This window comes from Lentihominibacter faecis (assembly GCF_014306095.1).
Classification (GTDB): Bacteria; Bacillota; Clostridia; order Peptostreptococcales; family Anaerovoracaceae; genus Lentihominibacter; species Lentihominibacter faecis.
Genome location: NZ_JACRWC010000092.1, coordinates 1 through 17286, shown reverse-complemented (window position 1 = coordinate 17286; position 17286 = coordinate 1). Strand labels below are relative to the sequence as shown.

The window sequence follows — 17286 nt, the reverse complement described above, 5'->3', positions numbered from 1 at the left end:
AGACAGGCTGACTCCGCGCTTCTGGAACCAGGATTATTAAGGGAGGCGACTATTTGATGACACATTCTACAGCTTTAAATTACAAAGCGATCGTACGGATCCTCGGCACGATCCTGTTCATTATAGGCATTTCCATGATCATACCATGGCTTTACGCTGAATTTGCAAAAGAACCGGAATCTGCCCGTGCATTTCGGATCTGTGCTCCGATCACTGCCGTCTTCGGACTTCTCATCATGGTCACGATCAAAAATCATACGGTAAAATTCCGTTCTCGTGAAGGATATCTAGTCGTTGCTCTCTGCTGGCTCATCGCTTCGATCGCCGGAGCATTCCCTTACTATATTTCAGGACATGCGGGGAATTTTCTCGATGCGATCTTCGAGTCTACAGCCGGCTTTACAACAACCGGATGCACCTCCATCAATGCAGAATATACCGAGCAGAGTCTCGTACTGTGGAAAGCGATCTCTCACTGGCTTGGCGGCATGGGGATCCTGGTTTTCGTCATTTCCATCCTGCCTGCACTGGGGATAAACGGGCAGTATATCGCACGCGCCGAATCGCCCGGCCCTGTTCTGGAAAAAATGACAGTGCGCATGAGCGATTCTGCCAAGATCCTCTATCTGACATACTTTACATTCACAGCACTGGAATTCATACTGCTGATGCTTTCAGGCAAAATGCCGGTATTCGATGCAGCTGTCAATACCATGGGAAGCATCAGTACCGGAGGACTGGTGGTTCATCCGGCAGGGATCATTCACTACGACAGTCTTTATGTGGAAATCGTGATTTCTGTTTTCTGCATCCTGTCGTCAGTCAACTTCGTGTTGTATCACTACCTGATCACAGGGAAACCGGGATATCTGTTTAAAGACATCGAACTGAGGGTATATCTGTGTATCATTGCTATTGCTGTCTGCATCTGTACTGCCAACCTCGTATTTGTAGATGGTCTTGCCCCTGGTTCTGCACTGCGGGAATCCTTCTTCCAGGTAGTCAGCATGGCTACGACTACGGGATACGTTCGCGACACCAGCATCCTGTGGCCTGCCACATGCCAGATCATCATGATCGCCCTGCTGTTTATCGGAGGCTGCTCAGCTTCCACAGCCGGATCCATCAAAGTCGTTCGTATCATCGTTATGATGAAGCTGATCTGGCGCGGATGCATCAAAAGGATCCACCCAAGATCTGTTGTCGCTGTAAAACTGGGAGACAGCTCCATGTCCGTTTCTCTGGTTACAGGGATCACCACATTTATTTTCACCTACCTGGGCGTGTTCTTCATTTCCGCTGTCGTCCTCTCCCTGCAGGGGCTCGATATGGAGACCACTTTTACCACGACACTGGCTATGCTGTCCAATACGGGGATCGCATTCGGAGAAACATCATCCATCATCAATTTCTCCTTCTTCCACCCACTGCTGAAGCTGTATCTCAGCGCACTGATGATAATCGGCAGGCTGGAGCTTTTCACGATCCTGATCCTGTTCACCAGGAACTTCTGGGGCAGAGCGCGTTAAGCCGTACAGCTCCGCAGATCCTTTGCAGAAAACTCCGGCGGAAATCCTGTATCAAACTGCAAAAGCTGCACATCCTAACAGCATAGGAGGTGCAGCTTTTTTATGAAAGTAAAAGATTTGATGAGTACCAATATTTCCTGTATCACGGAAGGGTCGTCCGTTTCTCACATCGCACAGCAGATGCAAAGGGAGGATGTGGGAAGCCTTCCGGTCTGCAGCCAGCAGGGACAGCTTCTCGGCATGGTCACAGATCGCGATCTAGTGCTGCGCGCACTGGCAAGGAGCATTGACGATCTATCCTCTCTCACAGCGAAAGATATCATGTCCCTTCATCCCGTCACCATCACACCTGACATGGACAGTCACGACGCTGCTCTTGTATTTTCGTCCCACAGGATACGCCGTCTGCCTGTCACTGAAAACGAAAAGCTGGTCGGCATGCTTTCCCTGGGTGATCTGGCCAGCCGGCCGGTCTGCATCGATGAAGCGGGAGATGTACTGTCCGCTGTCAGTCTTGCCCCTGGTATGGACTGAAATCTGCCAGCAGAAAATCGATTTCGCCGCGGTCTGTATTTACATTATCAACAAAAATGCGAACAGTATCACCAAGCTTATAGACTTTGCCGTTTCTCCGTCCTTTTAGTAAATATTGTTCTGCATCATAATCATAGTAATCATCATACAGGCTGTCGATCCGCACCAGGCCTTCCACGGTATTTTCCAGCTGCACGTACAGCCCAAATCCTGTCACTCCGCTGATGATCCCGTCGAACACTTCTCCGATATGATATGACATGTATTCCGCTTTTTTCATTTTTTCCACTTCACGTTCTGCTTCGATGGCTTTTCGCTCCGCTGCAGAGGAAATGTCTGCAGCTTCCGCAGCAGCCTTCGCAAAGTGTTTGATCAGTTTCCCATCTACACCGTGATGCAGCACTTCCTTGATGATCCTGTGGATCATCAGATCCGGATAACGGCGGATCGGCGACGTGAAGTGGCAGTAGTACTTCAAAGCCAGTCCGAAATGTCCTTCACAAGATGTGCTGTAATAAGCCTTCTGCATGGAACGCAGCGTCACAGAACTGACTACGTTTTCGCACGTCTTTCCCTTGACCTGTTCCAGGATACTGCTGATGGCACGCGGATGGATCGATGACCTGTTTCCACGAAGCATGATCCCGAAGCTGCGCAGAAAAATCTTCAGTTTTTCGAGTTTTTCTGTCTCCGGCTTTTCGTGAACACGATATAAAAACGGGACTTCCATCCAGTAAAAATGCTCCGCTACAGTCTCATTTGCCAGAAGCATGAACTCTTCGATCATTTTATTCGCCGATCTTCTCTGTGCGATCTCAACAGATACCGGGATCCCCTTATCGTTCAGGCGGATCTCAGACTCATCCAGGTCAAAATCGATGCTGCCCCTCTCTCGCCGTTTTTCTTCCAGTTTCACAGCCAGTTTATGCATGGCGAGAAGATCGTCCTGAAATGGCTCGTATTTCCTGCCCAGCTGCCATTTTCCATCTTCCAGCAGATCCGAAACATCGTCGTAGACAAACCGGGCTGCCGAGCGGATCACGCTTTCATAAATCTCATGATTCACCATCGTGCCCTCGGGCGTCAGCTCCATATCTACCGAAAGCGTCAGTCGATCTTCATATGGATTCAGACTGCAGATATCATTGGACAGTGCCTTTGGGAGCATAGGGATCACCTGGTTGAGCAGGTACACGCTAGTCCCTCTTTTTAGCGCTTCCTTATCCAGCGGGCCGTCTTCCTTTACATAATGAGAAACATCTGCTATATGCACACCCAGCATATAATTGCCATTAGGCAGTACATCCAGCGAAACAGCGTCGTCAAAATCCTTAGAATCCGCCCCGTCTATCGTAAATATATGTTTGCCGCGCAGATCTTTTCGGTTCTGGATATCTTCCTGCCGCACACCCTGCCGTTTCATAGCCTTAGCTTCTGCATTGGCTCTGCTTGGAAAGGTTTCTCTCATATCATACGTTCTGGCTATGGCTTTGATGTCGCCTCCCGGCTGCCCCGCACGACTGATGATCTCTGAGATCCGCCCTTCTGCACTATTGTGCTGATCCGGATAACGGGTGATCTGAACAACTACCTTGTCTCCCTTTTTCGCACCGGAAAAATCTTTTTTACGAATAAAAATGTCTTCTTTCTGCTTTTTGCTTTCAGGGATCACAAATCCGAATTTCTTGCTTTTATCAAATGTCCCCACTACTTCTGTCGTATTGCGATGAAGCACCTTCGTGATGATCGCCTCCGGGGAATCTCTCCACAAATATTCCGGGATCAGGTCGATCTCCACTTCATCCCCGTTCATGGCACCGTGCATGGATCCTGCCGCGATAAACACATCATCTTCTATGTCGTCACATGCGACAAATCCAAACCCTTTTCGGTGTTTACTCAAAATTCCTGTATATGTATGTCTCTTTTTCTTTTTTGCCATTTCCCTCACCTCACTTACTTGTTCTATTGTACAGCAGAAAAGGCGGCAATGCCACCTTTTATCTGTTAGTTCTTGTTTGTTCTGTTCTCTGTTTTGTCGCCATCGACCGCATCCTTCATGTCGTCCACAGCTTTTTCTGCGCCGTCTTTCATTTCATCCATTGCCGAGCCGTCATCGGTACCCTTTGTTTCCTCGTCATGATTCAGGGTTTCTTCCGTAACGGTTCCGTTTTCTGTGTCCTGGTCCGATTTTTTCTCTCCGCATCCTGCGAATGCCAGAAGTGCAACACAAAGCAGCAGAACTGCAAATACTCTGATTTTCTTCATAGCTCTTCTCCTCTCTTTTTCTTCTAGTATCTGCAAAGAAAGAACAAGTTATGCTCGCCAGTTTTTGTTTTTTTGATGCAAAGCGCCCGGCGGAGCCTTTGCATCAAAAAGATGAAAAAATCCTGCATCGCAAAACCGCAATGCAGGATTTTAAAATTCGAATTTTTACTGATGTAACATCTTCTCTTAGAAGGAGATGAGTCCGCCGATCTGTACGAATAACGGTGCGAATACAACGGATACGATAGTCATCAGCTTGATCAGGATGTTGATGGACGGACCGGAAGTATCCTTGAACGGGTCACCTACGGTGTCGCCTACAACTGCAGCTTTGTGGGAATCAGATCCCTTGCCGCCGAAGTGCCCTTCTTCGATGTACTTCTTCGCATTGTCCCATGCGCCGCCTGCGTTAGCCATCATGATAGCCAGCAGAACACCAGAGGACAGAGCACCGGCCAGCATACCTCCCAGAGCTTCTACGCCCAGCAGGATACCGATCAGCAGCGGTGCGATGATTGCCATCAGACCAGGAACGATCATTTCCTTCAGAGCAGCTCTTGTGGAAATGTCTACGCAGTTAGCATAGTCAGGCTTGGAAGTACCTTCCATGATTCCCTTGTCGGAACGGAACTGTCTTCTTACTTCTTCGATCATCTGGTTTGCAGCACGTCCTACGGAGTTCATAGTGAACGCGGAGAACATGAACGGCAGCATAGCTCCGATGAACAGACCAACGATTACGATCGGCTGAAGCAGGCTGATATCTTCGATCTTAGCAACTTCAGAGAAGGATGCGAACAGAGCCAGAGCTGTCAGAGCCGCAGAACCGATCGCGAATCCCTTACCGATAGCAGCCGTTGTGTTACCAACGGAGTCCAGCTTGTCCGTGATCTCTCTTACGTGTTCCGGCAGTTCGGACATTTCTGCGATACCGCCGGCGTTATCGGATACCGGACCATAAGCGTCAACGGCAACTGTCATACCAGTTGTGGACAGCATACCTACAGCAGCCAGTGCGATACCGTAAAGACCAGCTGTTGCATATGCTGCAACGATTGCTACAGCGATGCACAGGATCGGCAGTACTGTGGACAGCATGCCTACGCCCAGACCACTGATAATAGTTGTAGCGGAACCAGTCTGTGACTGTTCTGCGATTTTCTTAACGGATTTGTAATCTCCGGAAGTGTAAACTTCTGTGATTTTACCAATAGCAATGCCGACTACCAGACCAGCGATGATCGCAATAGCATAATTAAAGCTTCCCAGCATTGCCTTCGATAAGATGATCGTAGCGATAACTACGATAATACCGGAAACGTATGTACCCAGGTTCAGAGCGTTAGCAGGGTTGGAACCTTCCTTGCCTCTAACCATGAAGATACCGATTACCGATGCAATGATGCCGATGCCGGACAGAACCAGCGGGAACATTGCTGCAGCCGTTTCATTGAACAGGCCGCCGGAGTTTGCAGCTGCAACAGCTGCCAGAGTAACAGCGGAAATGATAGATCCTACATAGGATTCAAACAGGTCGGAACCCATTCCTGCAACGTCACCTACGTTGTCGCCTACGTTATCTGCGATAACGGCAGGGTTTCTCGGGTCGTCTTCCGGGATTCCGGCTTCTACTTTACCTACCAGGTCAGCACCTACGTCAGCAGCCTTCGTGTAGATACCGCCGCCAACTCTTCCGAACAGAGCCATGGAGGATGCACCCAGACCAAAGCCTGTTACACATTCTACCACTGTTGTCAGATCCAGTACGCACAGAACCACGCCCAGACCAAACAGACCAAGTCCTGTAACGGCAAGACCCATAACTGCTCCGGAACGGAATGCGATCTTCAGAGCCTTGTTCATACCAGACTCTTCTGCAGCGTATGCTGTTCTTACGTTACCCAGCGTAGCCACCTTCATACCGAAGAAGCCTGCCAGTACAGACAGCAGCGCACCGCACACATACAAGATACCGGTGATCCAGCTGATAAAGAATCCGATCAGCAGGAACAGGACTGCGATAACGATGACCATGACCTTGTACTCTCTGGCCAGGAATGCCATCGCACCTTCGCGGATGAATCCCGCGATTTCCTTCATCCGGTCGTTGCCTTCATCGGCTTTGCTGATCCATGAAGCAAGGCCAACAGCAACTACCAGTCCAATAATTGCCGCAACAACGGCAATAATTGCTAAACCATTCATTGATAATACCTCCCTCTCGCTTCCAATACGACTAGAAAAGGCGCGTTTCCGCGCCTTTCTAATCGTTTGCAACCGAAATATTAAAATAAATTAATTAGAAACTAAATTAACGTTCGTGCCTTTTATGCAGTAATATTTACTACTCCAGCGCAACAAGTACCAGTGACAGTACGATAAACAGTACTGCGGTCACTGTTGAGATCTTGCTGAGCAAACCTTCGTATCCCTGGCTTTTCTTCTTGCCGAAGAGCTGTTCCGCCCCTCCGCCGATGGATCCAGACAGTCCTGCACTGTTGCTGGACTGAAGCAGGATACTGATAGTAAGAATCACGCTGACTACTGCAAGCACAATTTTCAGAGCTAAACTCATATCTATTCCTCCTCGTAATCTAACCATTTGAGTTTATCACAGCATTTCTCAAAAATCAATCACTTTACTGATTGAAATTACTTCTTTTTGATATTATAGAACGCATCCTTGCCTGCATACTGTGCCGTGAAGTCTAAAAGTTCTTCAATACGGAGCAGCTGATTGTACTTGGCGATACGATCCGTTCTGGACAGAGAACCCGTCTTGATCTGTCCTGCGTTAAGACCTACTACGATATCTGCGATCGTTGTATCTTCCGTTTCACCGCTTCTGTGGGAAACGACTGCAGTGTATCCGGCTTTCTTAGCCATTTCGATCGCATCGAAAGTTTCCGTCAGGGTTCCGATCTGGTTTACCTTGATCAGAATGGAGTTTGCGATACCCTTTTCGATACCTTCTGCCAGTCTCTGTGTATTTGTCACGAACAGATCGTCTCCTACCAGCTGGATCTTGCCGCCCAGTCTGTCAGTCAGGATCTTCCATCCATCCCAGTCATCTTCTGCCAGACCGTCTTCGATGGAAATAACAGGATACTTGTCACAGAGCATTTCATAGTACGCAACCATTTCTTCTGCAGTTCTGCTTACGCCTTCGCCTGTCAGGTTGTAAATATCGTTTTCTGCATCATAGAATTCACTTGCAGCAACGTCCAGTGCGATCCTTACATCATCTCCCGGCTTGTAACCAGCCTTTTCGATGGCTTCGATGATCACCTGGATCGCTTCTTCGTTTGTGGACAGGTTCGGTGCGAATCCGCCTTCATCACCAACTGCAGTGTTCATGCCCTTGCCCTTCAGTACGCTCTTCAGGTTGTGGAATACTTCCGCACCCATTCTCAGAGCTTCTCTGAATGTTGGAGCGCCTACCGGCATGATCATGAATTCCTGGATATCCACAGTGTTGTCCGCATGGGAACCGCCGTTTAAAATGTTCATCATCGGCGTCGGCAGTACTTTGCCGTTTACACCGCCCAGGTACTGGAAGAGCGGAAGGCCTACCGATTCAGCCGCAGCTCTTGCAACAGCCATAGACACGCCCAAGATCGCATTCGCGCCCAGCTTGCCTTTGTTCGGCGTTCCGTCCAGTTCGATGAGAGTCTTGTCCAGACCAACCTGGTCAAAAGCATCCCATCCCAGGATCTTCTCAGCAATGATATCATTTACGTTTTCTACTGCTTTCAGAGTACCTTTGCCTAGGTATCTGGATTTATCTCCATCACGGAGTTCTACTGCTTCGTGTACACCTGTGGATGCGCCGGATGGCACGATCGCTCTGCCGATGGAACCATCTTCCAGCAGCACTTCAACTTCTACGGTCGGATTTCCTCTGGAATCCAGGACCTCTCTTGCTACTACATCTTCAATATAAGACATGTTCTGTTCCTCCTTTAAAAATCAATGATTTCCATGAAATCTTTAGGCTTCAGGCTGGCTCCGCCTACTAAAGCGCCGTCGATCTCGTCCATGTTCATGATCTCAGTTGCATTGGCCGGCTTAACGCTTCCGCCATACTGAATGATCACTTCATCGGAAACCTCTTCTCCGTAAAGTTCGATAAGCGTCTTACGGATAAACGCACACATTTCCTCTGCCTGATCCGGTGTTGCTGTTCTTCCCGTTCCGATTGCCCAGATCGGTTCGTATGCGATCACCAGTTTTTTTACGTCCGCAGCGTCGATGCCTTCCAGATCAGCCTTGATCTGACCGCCCACCACATCAAACGCCTTGTCGGCATCCCGTTCTTCCAGGCTTTCGCCTACGCACAGGATCGGACGGATCGGTCCTTCAAAGAGCTTTTTCAGCTTCTTGTTCACCGTTTCGTCTGTCTCTCCAAAATACTGTCTTCTCTCAGAATGTCCTACGATGCAGAAATCCACGCCGATCTCTTCCAGCATGGAAACAGAGATTTCTCCGGTAAAAGCACCTTCATCTGCGAAGTGTACATTCTGCGCACCAACTTTGATTTCCGTTCCTGCAAAGGCTTCTTTCAGAGCTTCCAGGTTTGTGAACGGAGCACAGATGGCTGTCTGCACGTCAGTATCCTTGTAAAGCTCACGAAATTCTTCTGCAAAAGCGATTGCTTCAGCCTTTGTCTTGAACATTTTCCAGTTTCCTGCAATAAATGGTATCCTCATGATTATTTGTCCTCCAAACATGCTATTCCCGGCAGTTCTTTTCCCTCTAAGAATTCAAGGGAAGCACCGCCACCTGTTGATATATGTGTCATTTTGTCAGCAAGTCCGAACTGTTCTACAGCCGCAGCGGAATCTCCTCCGCCGATCACTGTCACGGCATCGCCGTCTGCCAGAGCCTGTGCGATCGCTTTTGTCCCTGCCGCGAAATTCGGCATTTCAAATACGCCCGCCGGACCATTCCATACGATGGTTTTGGCTTCTGCCAGTTTCTTCGTATAAAGCTCCACGGTTTTCGGACCAATGTCCATTCCCATCATATCTGCAGGGATCTTGTCCCGGTCGCAGACGATCTGCGGACTGTCATTGTTGAATTCCTTTGCACAAACCGTGTCTACCGGAAGGAGAAATTCCACTCCGGCATCCTCTGCTTTTTTCATGATATCCCGTGCCAGATCCAGGCTTTCTTCATCGAGGATCGATGTTCCGATCTCAAATCCCATGGCTTTGAAGAATGTATAGCTCATGCCGCCTCCTATCATCAGGGCGTCTACCTTCCCGATGAGATTTTCCATCACAGGGATCTTGTCTCCTACCTTTGCACCGCCCATGATAGCGATAAACGGTCTTGCCGGGTCTTCCAGCGCATCACCCAGGAACTTTACTTCCTTTTCGATGAGGAATCCGGATACGCTAGGCAGATATGACGCGATACCTGCTGTGGAGCAGTGAGCACGGTGCGCGGTACCAAACGCATCATTGACAAAAACATCTCCCAGAGATGCCAGCTGACCGGTAAACGGCTCCTGGTTCTTTGTCTCTTCTGCTCTGTAGCGCACGTTTTCCAAAAGCATCACCTGTCCCGGAGCAAGTGCTTCTGCAGCTGCCTTCACGCTGTCATCTACGACTACCGGCGATTTAGCAAACACGACATCCTGCTTCAGCAGTTCTGAAAGTCTGTCAGCAACCGGCTGCAGTGAAAACTCCGGTTTTGGCTCACCCTTTGGTCTGCCCATGTGGGACATCAGGATCACTTTGGCGTTCTGCTCGATCAGATACTCGATCGTAGGCAGTGCTGCCGTAATTCTTCTGTCGTCCGTTATCTTTCCATCCTGCATCGGAACGTTAAAATCACACCGTACCAGGACTTTCTTCCCGGATACATCGATGTCTCTCACGGTTTTTTTCATTTCTTCTCACCATCCTTTTAACAACAGTCAGCAGTCGGTACGAAAATACCGACTGCTATTTTTTTCTGTTTCCTGCAAAGCGCTCTCGCGGGATCCCGCTTCACGCCCTGCGCTGTGCCATGCGGCCGTGCTTCTTATGCATCAGCGTTGTCCACATGGTACATGTGCCTGATCAGCTCGAGGACCTTTGTAGAGTAACCGTATTCGTTGTCATAGAAAGCGATCAGCTTGAAGAACTTGTCGTTCAGCTGGATTCCTTCTCTGGCATCGAAGATCGATGTATGCGGATCTGCGATGAAGTCGCTGGAAACAACTTCGTCATCAATATACTCGATAACGCCCTTCATAGGTCCTTCTTCGGAAGCTTCCTTGATCTTTCTGCAGATCTCTTCATAGCTTGCCGACTCTTTTAACTGAATATTTACATCGATCACCGACACATCGTTGGTCGGAACTCGATAAGCGATCCCTGTCATTCTGCCTACGAGAGACGGGATAACCAGACCTACAGCCTTGGCTGCGCCTGTGCTGGTCGGAATGATATTGCCAAAGGCAGATCTTCCCGTTCTCCAGTCTTTCAGAGATCTTGCGTCTACTACCTTCTGCTTCGCAGTTGCGGCATGGATCGTGGACATAAGTCCCTGTTCGATGCCCCAGTTATCTTCGATTACTTTGCAGACAGGTGCCAGACAGTTTGTAGTACAAGACGCATTGGATACGATCGTCATATCCTTCGTGTATTCGTCGTGGTTTACACCCATAACGAATGTCGGCGTCGTCTTGTCCTTGGCAGGTGCTGTGATGATAACCTTCTTCGCACCCTGATTGATATGTACCATAGCTTTCTCGGTCGTGTTGTACGCACCGGTACCTTCTACGATATATTCGGCACCACATTCAGACCAAGGGATATTGGCTGCATCGCTTTCACTGTACACTGGAACCCTCTTTCCATCGATGATGATCCCATCTTCATAAACATCAAGTTCTTTTGGAAAGCGACCGAATACCGTATCGTATTTCAACATGTAAACCATGTATTCCTTGTCAGCATTACGCACATTGATCCCGGCGATCTCGATCTCCGGCATATCCATCGCTGCACGAATCACTACACGTGAAATACGGCCAAATCCGCTCACTCCGATTTTAATTGCCATTTTAACATCCTCCTAACAACTAAAACAGTTTCAATAAGTAATAAGTTTAAGTAAGTTTAAGTAAGTAAATATATGCTCAACCCCTTTGGGGAAGTGCCAAAGTTAATATCTCTTCCGTTTGGAAGAGGACAGGATATGCATTTCATCCCGGTATTTTGCCACCGTTCTGCGTGAAATCTTGATGCCTTTTTCCTGAAGCATCTCCGCCATGTCCTGATCGCTGTACGGTGACTTTTGATCTTCTTTGTCAACGATCTCTTTAATGAATTCCTTGATGCTGTTGGACGAGATCCCTTCTCCCGCGCTTCCTGCCACACCGGCAGAAAAGAAATATTTGATTTCGAAAACACCTTTGCAGCACTGCATGTATTTGCCATTGATGGATCGTGATACTGTAGATTCATGGATACCCACTTCTTCGGCAATATCTTTCAGTGTCAGGGTTTTCAGGTATTTGCTTCCTTTTTCAAAGAATTCTTTCTGATAGCGTACTACCGCACTTACAACATTGTAAATCGTCTGCTTCCTCTGCTCGATGCTCTTGATGAGCCAAAGCGCCGAATTCACTCTATCCGACAGATATTTTGACAGAGCTTCATCCTTTTCTGCACTATGCAGCAGGTTCTGATAATAGGAACTTACCATCAGATGCGGTGTGCTGTTGTCATTTATGGACACGACGTATTCTTCGTCGATTTTTTCTACGATAACATCCGGAACGATGTATTTTGTCTCTCCCTGGGACGCGAATTGTCTGCCGGGTTTCGGCTCCAGCATGCGGATCACATCGCTGATCAGCTGGACTTCTCCAGTGGAGATCCCCATTTCCCGCGCGATGGTTCCCAGTCTGTTTTCTGCCAGATCCTTGAGATGGTCACGTATCACCAGTTCAAAGATCTCCGTCAGCTGCCCCTGCTGTCTCAACTGTATCAGCAGGCATTCTGCCAGATCTGACGCACCTACACCAAGCGGGTCAAATGTCTGGATCACCGAAAGCATTGCCAGAACTTCTTCTTCAGACACTCCAACAGCCTCAGCCATTTCCTTTGCAGAAGAAGTAAGATAACCATTCTCGTCCAGGGATTCAATGATATATTCTCCTATACGTGTCTCCTCATCGGAGATCCCGCAGCACTGCAGTTGAAACAACAGATGCTCCGGCAGCGTCACATCAGAGGAAACATAGCGTTCAAGAGGATCGTTCCTGTCCTCATCCGGAGTGTATTCACCCTGCCGATAGCTGATATCATCGTACTGTCTTTCTCGAATATATTCCTTCCAGTCGAAATCCTCCTGACTGGTATCTGACGAGGAGTTCTCCTGATTTTGAGCATCATGAAATGACTCCTCGCGATCCTCGCGGACGTCTTCATCAGAAACCCCTGCCGTGCTGTGCTCCAGCACCGGATTGACAAGCAGCTGCTCTTCCACATAGGCATCCAGTTCCTGTGTATTGAATTGAAGGATCTGGATCGCCTGGATGAGTTCCGGCGTCATCACCAGTTTCTGTGCCTGTTCAATTGTTAGGTCATATCCAAGTTTCATACTCATTTTCATCCCTCATGACTATCATATCATATCCATGAGTTTTTGCCAACGAAAGCTTTGATAAAATCGGCAGCCTCACTCTGTCGGCAACTTCTTATTCCAGACCCGGAAAATCCAGTTGGCGCAACGCTTCGAAAAGCACGATATTTACAGAGTTCGCCAGATTCAGAGAACGAAGCCGTGTATCCGCACTCATAGGGATCCTGAGGGTGTTTTCCTGATGTTTCGCGATGAAATCTTTTGGAAGCCCCTTCGTTTCCCTGCCAAAAAGTATCATATCCTCATCCTGAAACTGCACATCCGTATGACGATGAACGCCCTTGGTCGTCGCCAGATACATGCGCCTGCCTTCATAACTGTGCAAAAACTCTTCCAGGCTTTCGTGGACTTCCAGCTTGACAAACGGCCAGTAATCCAGCCCTGCACGTTTCAGGCTGCGATCATCAATGGAGAAACCCAGGGGTTTTACAAGATGCAAATGTGCCCCTGTAGCGGCACAGCTCCGCGCAATATTACCCGTATTTGGCGGGATCTCCGGTTCCACTAAAACGATATGGATCGCCATAAAATTTCCTCCTGTGATATACGTTTCTCCTATTATTGTACGATTTACGGAAAAAAAGTCAACAAGCTGCTAAAAACCACAAGACAAAAGTTCTTCTTTGGTATATAATTGATGGGTACGTGTTTAGTAATGATGGAGGTTGTAAGAATGAAAACAATAAAAATCGGACTCCTTGGTCTCGGAAACATAGGAACCGGCACATACAAGACTTTAGAAATGAACAGATCCGAAATTGAATCTACGCTGAATGCGAAGGTCGAAATCGTAAAAATACTGGAACGTGACACCGAACGCGACAGAGGGATCACTGTACCAAAAGAAAAATTCACATCCGATCCTGACGAAATCTTCCAGGATCCCGAAATAGACATCGTGATCGAGCTGCTGGGCGGGATCGAACCTGCCACAACGTTTATGCTTTCCGCTCTGAAAAACGGTAAGCACGTGGTAACAGCAAACAAAGCTGCTCTTGCCGCGAACTATCACGAACTGATCAATACAGCGAAAGAAAACAATGTGATCCTTCGTTTTGAAGCCAGTGTAGGCGGCGGTATCCCTATCCTGGGAACGCTGACAGGTCCGCTGCGCGCCAACAAGTTTGAGGAAGTAATGGGCATTCTCAACGGAACTACCAACTATATCCTTACTATGATGACGAAGGAAGGCCTGGATTACGAAACAGCACTGAAAGATGCACAGGAACAGGGCTTTGCAGAAGCTGACCCGACTGCAGATGTGGAAGGGATCGATGCTGCCAACAAACTGACCATCCTGATGGCTCTCATGTTTGACAAGTACGTGGCTCCAAAAGATATCCCGACAACAGGTATTACAGAGATCACGAAGGAAAAGATCGAAGAGGCCAGATCCAACGGATGCAAGATCAAACTGATCGCACATGCATGGAGAGATGAAAACGACGAAATCAAATACGAAGTTCGTCCGATGTACATCAGCGCGACCCACCCGCTGGCAAACATCAACAAAGAGTTCAACGCAGTCTTCGTAAAGGGCAATGCGGTGGACGACGTTATGTTCTACGGCAAGGGTGCAGGCCCGCTGCCAACAGGAAGCGCAGTCCTGGGAGATGTGATCGACATTTCCATGATGATCTTGAAATAGGAGGGGCAACATGACTTTATTTGAACAATGGAAAGATCTGATCGAAAATCAGACAGAAGAAACATTCCGCGATTTCTGGGAAGAATACAGCGGTGCAGAAACAAAAATCTACAGCGACATCCTGGACAAGCCGGAAGAAAAAATGACCGGAACTCTGGGAGAGCTTGCTGCAAAATATGAAGTCCGCCCTGTGATCTTCATGGGATTTCTGGACGGCATCAACAGCAGCCTGAAGAAAGGCAATGATTTTGAAAACTTTGACGAAAACTCCGAAGTAGAAGTTGAGATCGTTCCGGAAACTCTCTTTTATAATATGCTGGTTGCCGAGGCCGATTATCTGTACGGCCTTCCGCAGTGGATGGACATCCTGGGAGAAGACAAGATCAAAGAGCTGACTAAAAAATTCAAGAAATCCAAAACTGTTGTCAAGGGCAAGAAAATCGGCAGAAACGATCCATGCCCATGCGGCAGCGGCAAAAAGTACAAACACTGCTGCGGTAGAAATTAGTCAGTTGCACCTTTTAATAGAGCAAAGTAAAACTCCTGACCAGACGATCAGGAGTTTTTGGTTTGTCTGCAATGATTTATCATCTAGAAGAATACGGCTCCGCCATTTGGACTGACAAATTGACCACAGAAGAAATTTCCATCATCCGACGCCAAGAGCAATGCAGCCGCTGCGATCTCTTCCACCTTTCCTAGTCTCTTCAACGGAATATCTTTTTCTTTTTCCACCCATTCTGGCTCCATATCCGCCAAAATCATATCTGTTTCGATCGGTCCCGGAGCTACAATATTTACGTTGATTTCTGGGGCCAGTTCCAATGCCATGCACATAGTCAGAGAATTGATGCCTCCTTTAGATGCTGCATAGTGGCCATAACATTCACGACCCTTTTTTGACAACTCAGAAGAAATGTTAATGATTTTGCCTACAGTTCCATCAGTTCTCTTCTTAATAAGCGGAATAAAATACTTACTACTCAAAAATACTCCTCTTAAATCTGTATTGATTACTCTATCCCATTCTTCTACTTCCATATCTTCAATAGAAACTTCAATTCCGATAGTACCTGCGTTGTTTACCAGAATATTGACTGTGCCAAATTCTTTTTCTACAGTATCTGCCATACGTTTTACATCGTCAGCATCCCCGGCATTTGCCTGCACCGCAATCGCTTTTACACCATATTCCTCGCACTCTGCTACAGTTGCTCTTGCCGCCTCTTCATTTGAAAGATAAGAAATAGCGATATTCGCTCCTTGTTTCGCAAATTCCAGTGCTATACCTTTTCCAATTCCGCGGCTTCCACCTGTAATAACCGCTACTCTTTTTTCTAATTTTCTCACAGTATTCCCTCCCCGTTAGATATAATATGGTGTCGATCTATATTCTCCACCGCTTACAATAAAATGTCTTCCATTAAATGCGTTTCTTCCTCCGTCGCTAGCCATATACAACGCAGCTTCTGCAATTTCCTCCGGCCTTGCAATTCTCTTCATTGCAATATCATCTGCATACATTTCCCGCACTTCATCCAGAGAAATATTCAAGTCGTTAGCATCCACATTCAACTGTGGTGTATCAATGACACCTGGTATAATAGTACAAACTTTGATATTATCCTTTTCATATTTTCTTGCCAGATACTGCCCCAGCGCCACTAACCCTGATTTCGACGAGCCATACCCCGTAGCATTATTCCAACCAATCGTTCCAAAGAAAGAACTAATCAGAATGATAGTCCCACCTCCGTTTTTACGCATGATTGGAATTGCTTCCTGTATGCAAGCAATATGTCCAGATAGATTGATCTTGATCTGCGACCACCATTCTTCTGGCACACTTTCTAAAAAAGGCGCCATACTCATTCCCGCAGCATTACACACCAGAACATCCAGTCCACCATTCAGTTCAGCCGCTTTACGCACCACAGTTGCTGCTTCACTCTGATTAAGTATACTCCCCATAGATGCCTTTGCACCCGTACGATCCAAAACCTTCTGCACCTTTTCATTTAACACACGTCCATTTATAACAACTTTTGCACCGTCTGCAGAAAACAGGTCAGCCATAGCTTCACCGATTCCTTGCGTTCCACCTGTGATGAGAACTCTTCTTTCTTTCATTTCTGCATATTTCACCAAGTCCACCTCCCTACACGTTTATTCCAGAAATAGATACTACCTGTGCTGTTGCATATGTATTCTTATCTGCCAGATAGTATGCAGTTTCCACTACCTTGTTCAGATCGAATGGTGTATTAGCGAACAGAACATTGACTAAAACATTGTCAGATGCCATCTCTACTCCAAAGCTCTTCCCGAATCCATGCAATGTACTAGCAGCTACTGCATTCACTACATCATCTCCAAATTCTTTGCTATAATCAGCGGACAACAGAATGATACTCCCATTTCTTCTTTTTGCCATTTTCGGTGCAACCGATCTGCAGAGGTTTGCGGATCCTCCCAAAATCGTATTTAATAAATCATTCCATTCATCATACGACACCGTTTCAAAGTCCTTATTGACTTCATAACCAGCAACATTAAACAATGCATCAATCGCACTTTCCTGCTCAATCTCTCTTATTACGGTATCCAAATCCTGTTCTTTTTTCACATCGACGGCAAAGTATTGATTCTGTCTCTTATACACAT

17 protein-coding genes are annotated in these 17286 nt (G+C 47.4%); 4 read left to right on the top strand and 13 right to left on the bottom strand.

Annotated features, from left to right (window positions below; genetic code table 11):
* Positions 1-56: 56 nt before the first annotated feature.
* Both H8876_RS07105 and H8876_RS07100 read left to right on the top strand, forming a co-directional pair.
* Complete coding sequence (locus tag H8876_RS07105) at positions 57-1529, top strand: TrkH family potassium uptake protein (protein ID WP_249287153.1); 1473 nt, start codon at positions 57-59, stop codon at positions 1527-1529.
* A 102-nt stretch (positions 1530-1631) separates the two neighbouring features.
* Positions 1632-2063, top strand: coding sequence for a CBS domain-containing protein (locus H8876_RS07100; protein ID WP_249287152.1), 432 nt, complete (start codon positions 1632-1634; stop codon positions 2061-2063).
* On the opposite strand, the gene rnr is transcribed toward H8876_RS07100, so the two are convergent.
* The 10 genes from rnr to trmL form a co-directional block, all read right to left on the bottom strand.
* Positions 2038-4005, bottom strand: coding sequence for a ribonuclease R (gene rnr, locus H8876_RS07095; protein ID WP_249287151.1), 1968 nt, complete (start codon positions 4003-4005; stop codon positions 2038-2040). The two genes, H8876_RS07100 and rnr, sit on opposite strands and share 26 nt — an antisense overlap.
* Before the next feature lie 65 nt (positions 4006-4070).
* Positions 4071-4331: a hypothetical protein gene (locus H8876_RS07090; RefSeq protein ID WP_249287150.1), complete on the bottom strand. Its 261-nt coding sequence runs from the start codon at positions 4329-4331 to the stop codon at positions 4071-4073.
* A gap of 186 nt (positions 4332-4517) precedes the next feature.
* Positions 4518-6536 (bottom strand): sodium-translocating pyrophosphatase, encoded by a 2019-nt coding sequence (locus H8876_RS07085; RefSeq protein WP_249287149.1) that lies wholly within the window; start codon positions 6534-6536, stop codon positions 4518-4520.
* 139 nt (positions 6537-6675) lie between these two features.
* Complete coding sequence (gene secG / locus H8876_RS07080) at positions 6676-6906, bottom strand: preprotein translocase subunit SecG (RefSeq protein WP_177264897.1); 231 nt, start codon at positions 6904-6906, stop codon at positions 6676-6678.
* A gap of 77 nt (positions 6907-6983) precedes the next feature.
* On the bottom strand, positions 6984-8279 hold the full coding sequence (gene eno / locus H8876_RS07075; protein ID WP_177264896.1) for a phosphopyruvate hydratase: 1296 nt from the start codon (positions 8277-8279) through the stop codon (positions 6984-6986).
* Positions 8280-8293: 14 nt separating this feature from the next.
* A complete protein-coding gene (gene tpiA, locus H8876_RS07070) occupies positions 8294-9040 on the bottom strand; it encodes a triose-phosphate isomerase (protein WP_249287148.1) in 747 nt (248 codons plus the stop codon).
* Between the two features lie 2 nt (positions 9041-9042).
* Positions 9043-10227 carry a phosphoglycerate kinase gene (locus H8876_RS07065; protein ID WP_249287147.1) on the bottom strand — a complete coding sequence of 395 codons (1185 nt, stop codon included), beginning with the start codon at positions 10225-10227 and terminating at the stop codon, positions 9043-9045.
* Between the two features lie 134 nt (positions 10228-10361).
* Positions 10362-11387, bottom strand: coding sequence for a type I glyceraldehyde-3-phosphate dehydrogenase (gene gap / locus H8876_RS07060; RefSeq protein WP_177264893.1), 1026 nt, complete (start codon positions 11385-11387; stop codon positions 10362-10364).
* Positions 11388-11489: 102 nt separating this feature from the next.
* Positions 11490-12938: an RNA polymerase factor sigma-54 gene (gene rpoN / locus H8876_RS07055; RefSeq protein WP_249287146.1), complete on the bottom strand. Its 1449-nt coding sequence runs from the start codon at positions 12936-12938 to the stop codon at positions 11490-11492.
* A 91-nt stretch (positions 12939-13029) separates the two neighbouring features.
* A complete protein-coding gene (trmL, locus tag H8876_RS07050; RefSeq protein ID WP_249287145.1) occupies positions 13030-13500 on the bottom strand; it encodes a tRNA (uridine(34)/cytosine(34)/5-carboxymethylaminomethyluridine(34)-2'-O)-methyltransferase TrmL in 471 nt (156 codons plus the stop codon).
* A gap of 147 nt (positions 13501-13647) precedes the next feature.
* Here trmL and H8876_RS07045 point away from each other — a divergent pair, with 147 nt between their 5' ends.
* Both H8876_RS07045 and H8876_RS07040 read left to right on the top strand, forming a co-directional pair.
* On the top strand, positions 13648-14622 hold the full coding sequence (locus H8876_RS07045; protein WP_249287144.1) for a homoserine dehydrogenase: 975 nt from the start codon (positions 13648-13650) through the stop codon (positions 14620-14622).
* Positions 14623-14632: 10 nt separating this feature from the next.
* Entirely contained in the window at positions 14633-15130 is a 498-nt protein-coding gene (locus H8876_RS07040) for an SEC-C metal-binding domain-containing protein (RefSeq protein ID WP_249287143.1), read from the top strand.
* A gap of 83 nt (positions 15131-15213) precedes the next feature.
* Here the strand turns inward: H8876_RS07040 and H8876_RS07035 are convergent, their stop codons facing one another.
* From H8876_RS07035 to H8876_RS07025, 3 genes are all read right to left on the bottom strand, one after another.
* Positions 15214-15972, bottom strand: coding sequence for an SDR family oxidoreductase (locus tag H8876_RS07035; protein WP_249287142.1), 759 nt, complete (start codon positions 15970-15972; stop codon positions 15214-15216).
* A gap of 15 nt (positions 15973-15987) precedes the next feature.
* On the bottom strand, positions 15988-16767 hold the full coding sequence (locus tag H8876_RS07030) for an SDR family oxidoreductase (RefSeq protein WP_249287141.1): 780 nt from the start codon (positions 16765-16767) through the stop codon (positions 15988-15990).
* 13 nt (positions 16768-16780) lie between these two features.
* The coding region (locus tag H8876_RS07025) for an SDR family oxidoreductase (protein WP_249287140.1) at positions 16781-17286 on the bottom strand (506 nt) is incomplete at its 5' end.

Excerpts from the sequence above, each read along its gene's own strand:
- H8876_RS07105 (WP_249287153.1), top strand. The coding sequence starts at position 57 with ATGACACATTCTACAGCTTTAAATTACAAAGCGATCGTACGGATCCTC.
- H8876_RS07085 (WP_249287149.1), bottom strand. The coding sequence starts at position 6,536 with ATGAATGGTTTAGCAATTATTGCCGTTGTTGCGGCAATTATTGGACTG.
- H8876_RS07100 (WP_249287152.1), top strand. The coding sequence starts at position 1,632 with ATGAAAGTAAAAGATTTGATGAGTACCAATATTTCCTGTATCACGGAA.
- eno (WP_177264896.1), bottom strand. The coding sequence starts at position 8,279 with ATGTCTTATATTGAAGATGTAGTAGCAAGAGAGGTCCTGGATTCCAGA.
- H8876_RS07040 (WP_249287143.1), top strand. The coding sequence starts at position 14,633 with ATGACTTTATTTGAACAATGGAAAGATCTGATCGAAAATCAGACAGAA.
- trmL (WP_249287145.1), bottom strand. The coding sequence starts at position 13,500 with ATGGCGATCCATATCGTTTTAGTGGAACCGGAGATCCCGCCAAATACG.
- H8876_RS07090 (WP_249287150.1), bottom strand. The coding sequence starts at position 4,331 with ATGAAGAAAATCAGAGTATTTGCAGTTCTGCTGCTTTGTGTTGCACTT.
- H8876_RS07065 (WP_249287147.1), bottom strand. The coding sequence starts at position 10,227 with ATGAAAAAAACCGTGAGAGACATCGATGTATCCGGGAAGAAAGTCCTG.
- rpoN (WP_249287146.1), bottom strand. The coding sequence starts at position 12,938 with ATGAGTATGAAACTTGGATATGACCTAACAATTGAACAGGCACAGAAA.
- gap (WP_177264893.1), bottom strand. The coding sequence starts at position 11,387 with ATGGCAATTAAAATCGGAGTGAGCGGATTTGGCCGTATTTCACGTGTA.
- rnr (WP_249287151.1), bottom strand. The coding sequence starts at position 4,005 with ATGGCAAAAAAGAAAAAGAGACATACATATACAGGAATTTTGAGTAAA.
- secG (WP_177264897.1), bottom strand. The coding sequence starts at position 6,906 with ATGAGTTTAGCTCTGAAAATTGTGCTTGCAGTAGTCAGCGTGATTCTT.
- H8876_RS07045 (WP_249287144.1), top strand. The coding sequence starts at position 13,648 with ATGAAAACAATAAAAATCGGACTCCTTGGTCTCGGAAACATAGGAACC.
- tpiA (WP_249287148.1), bottom strand. The coding sequence starts at position 9,040 with ATGAGGATACCATTTATTGCAGGAAACTGGAAAATGTTCAAGACAAAG.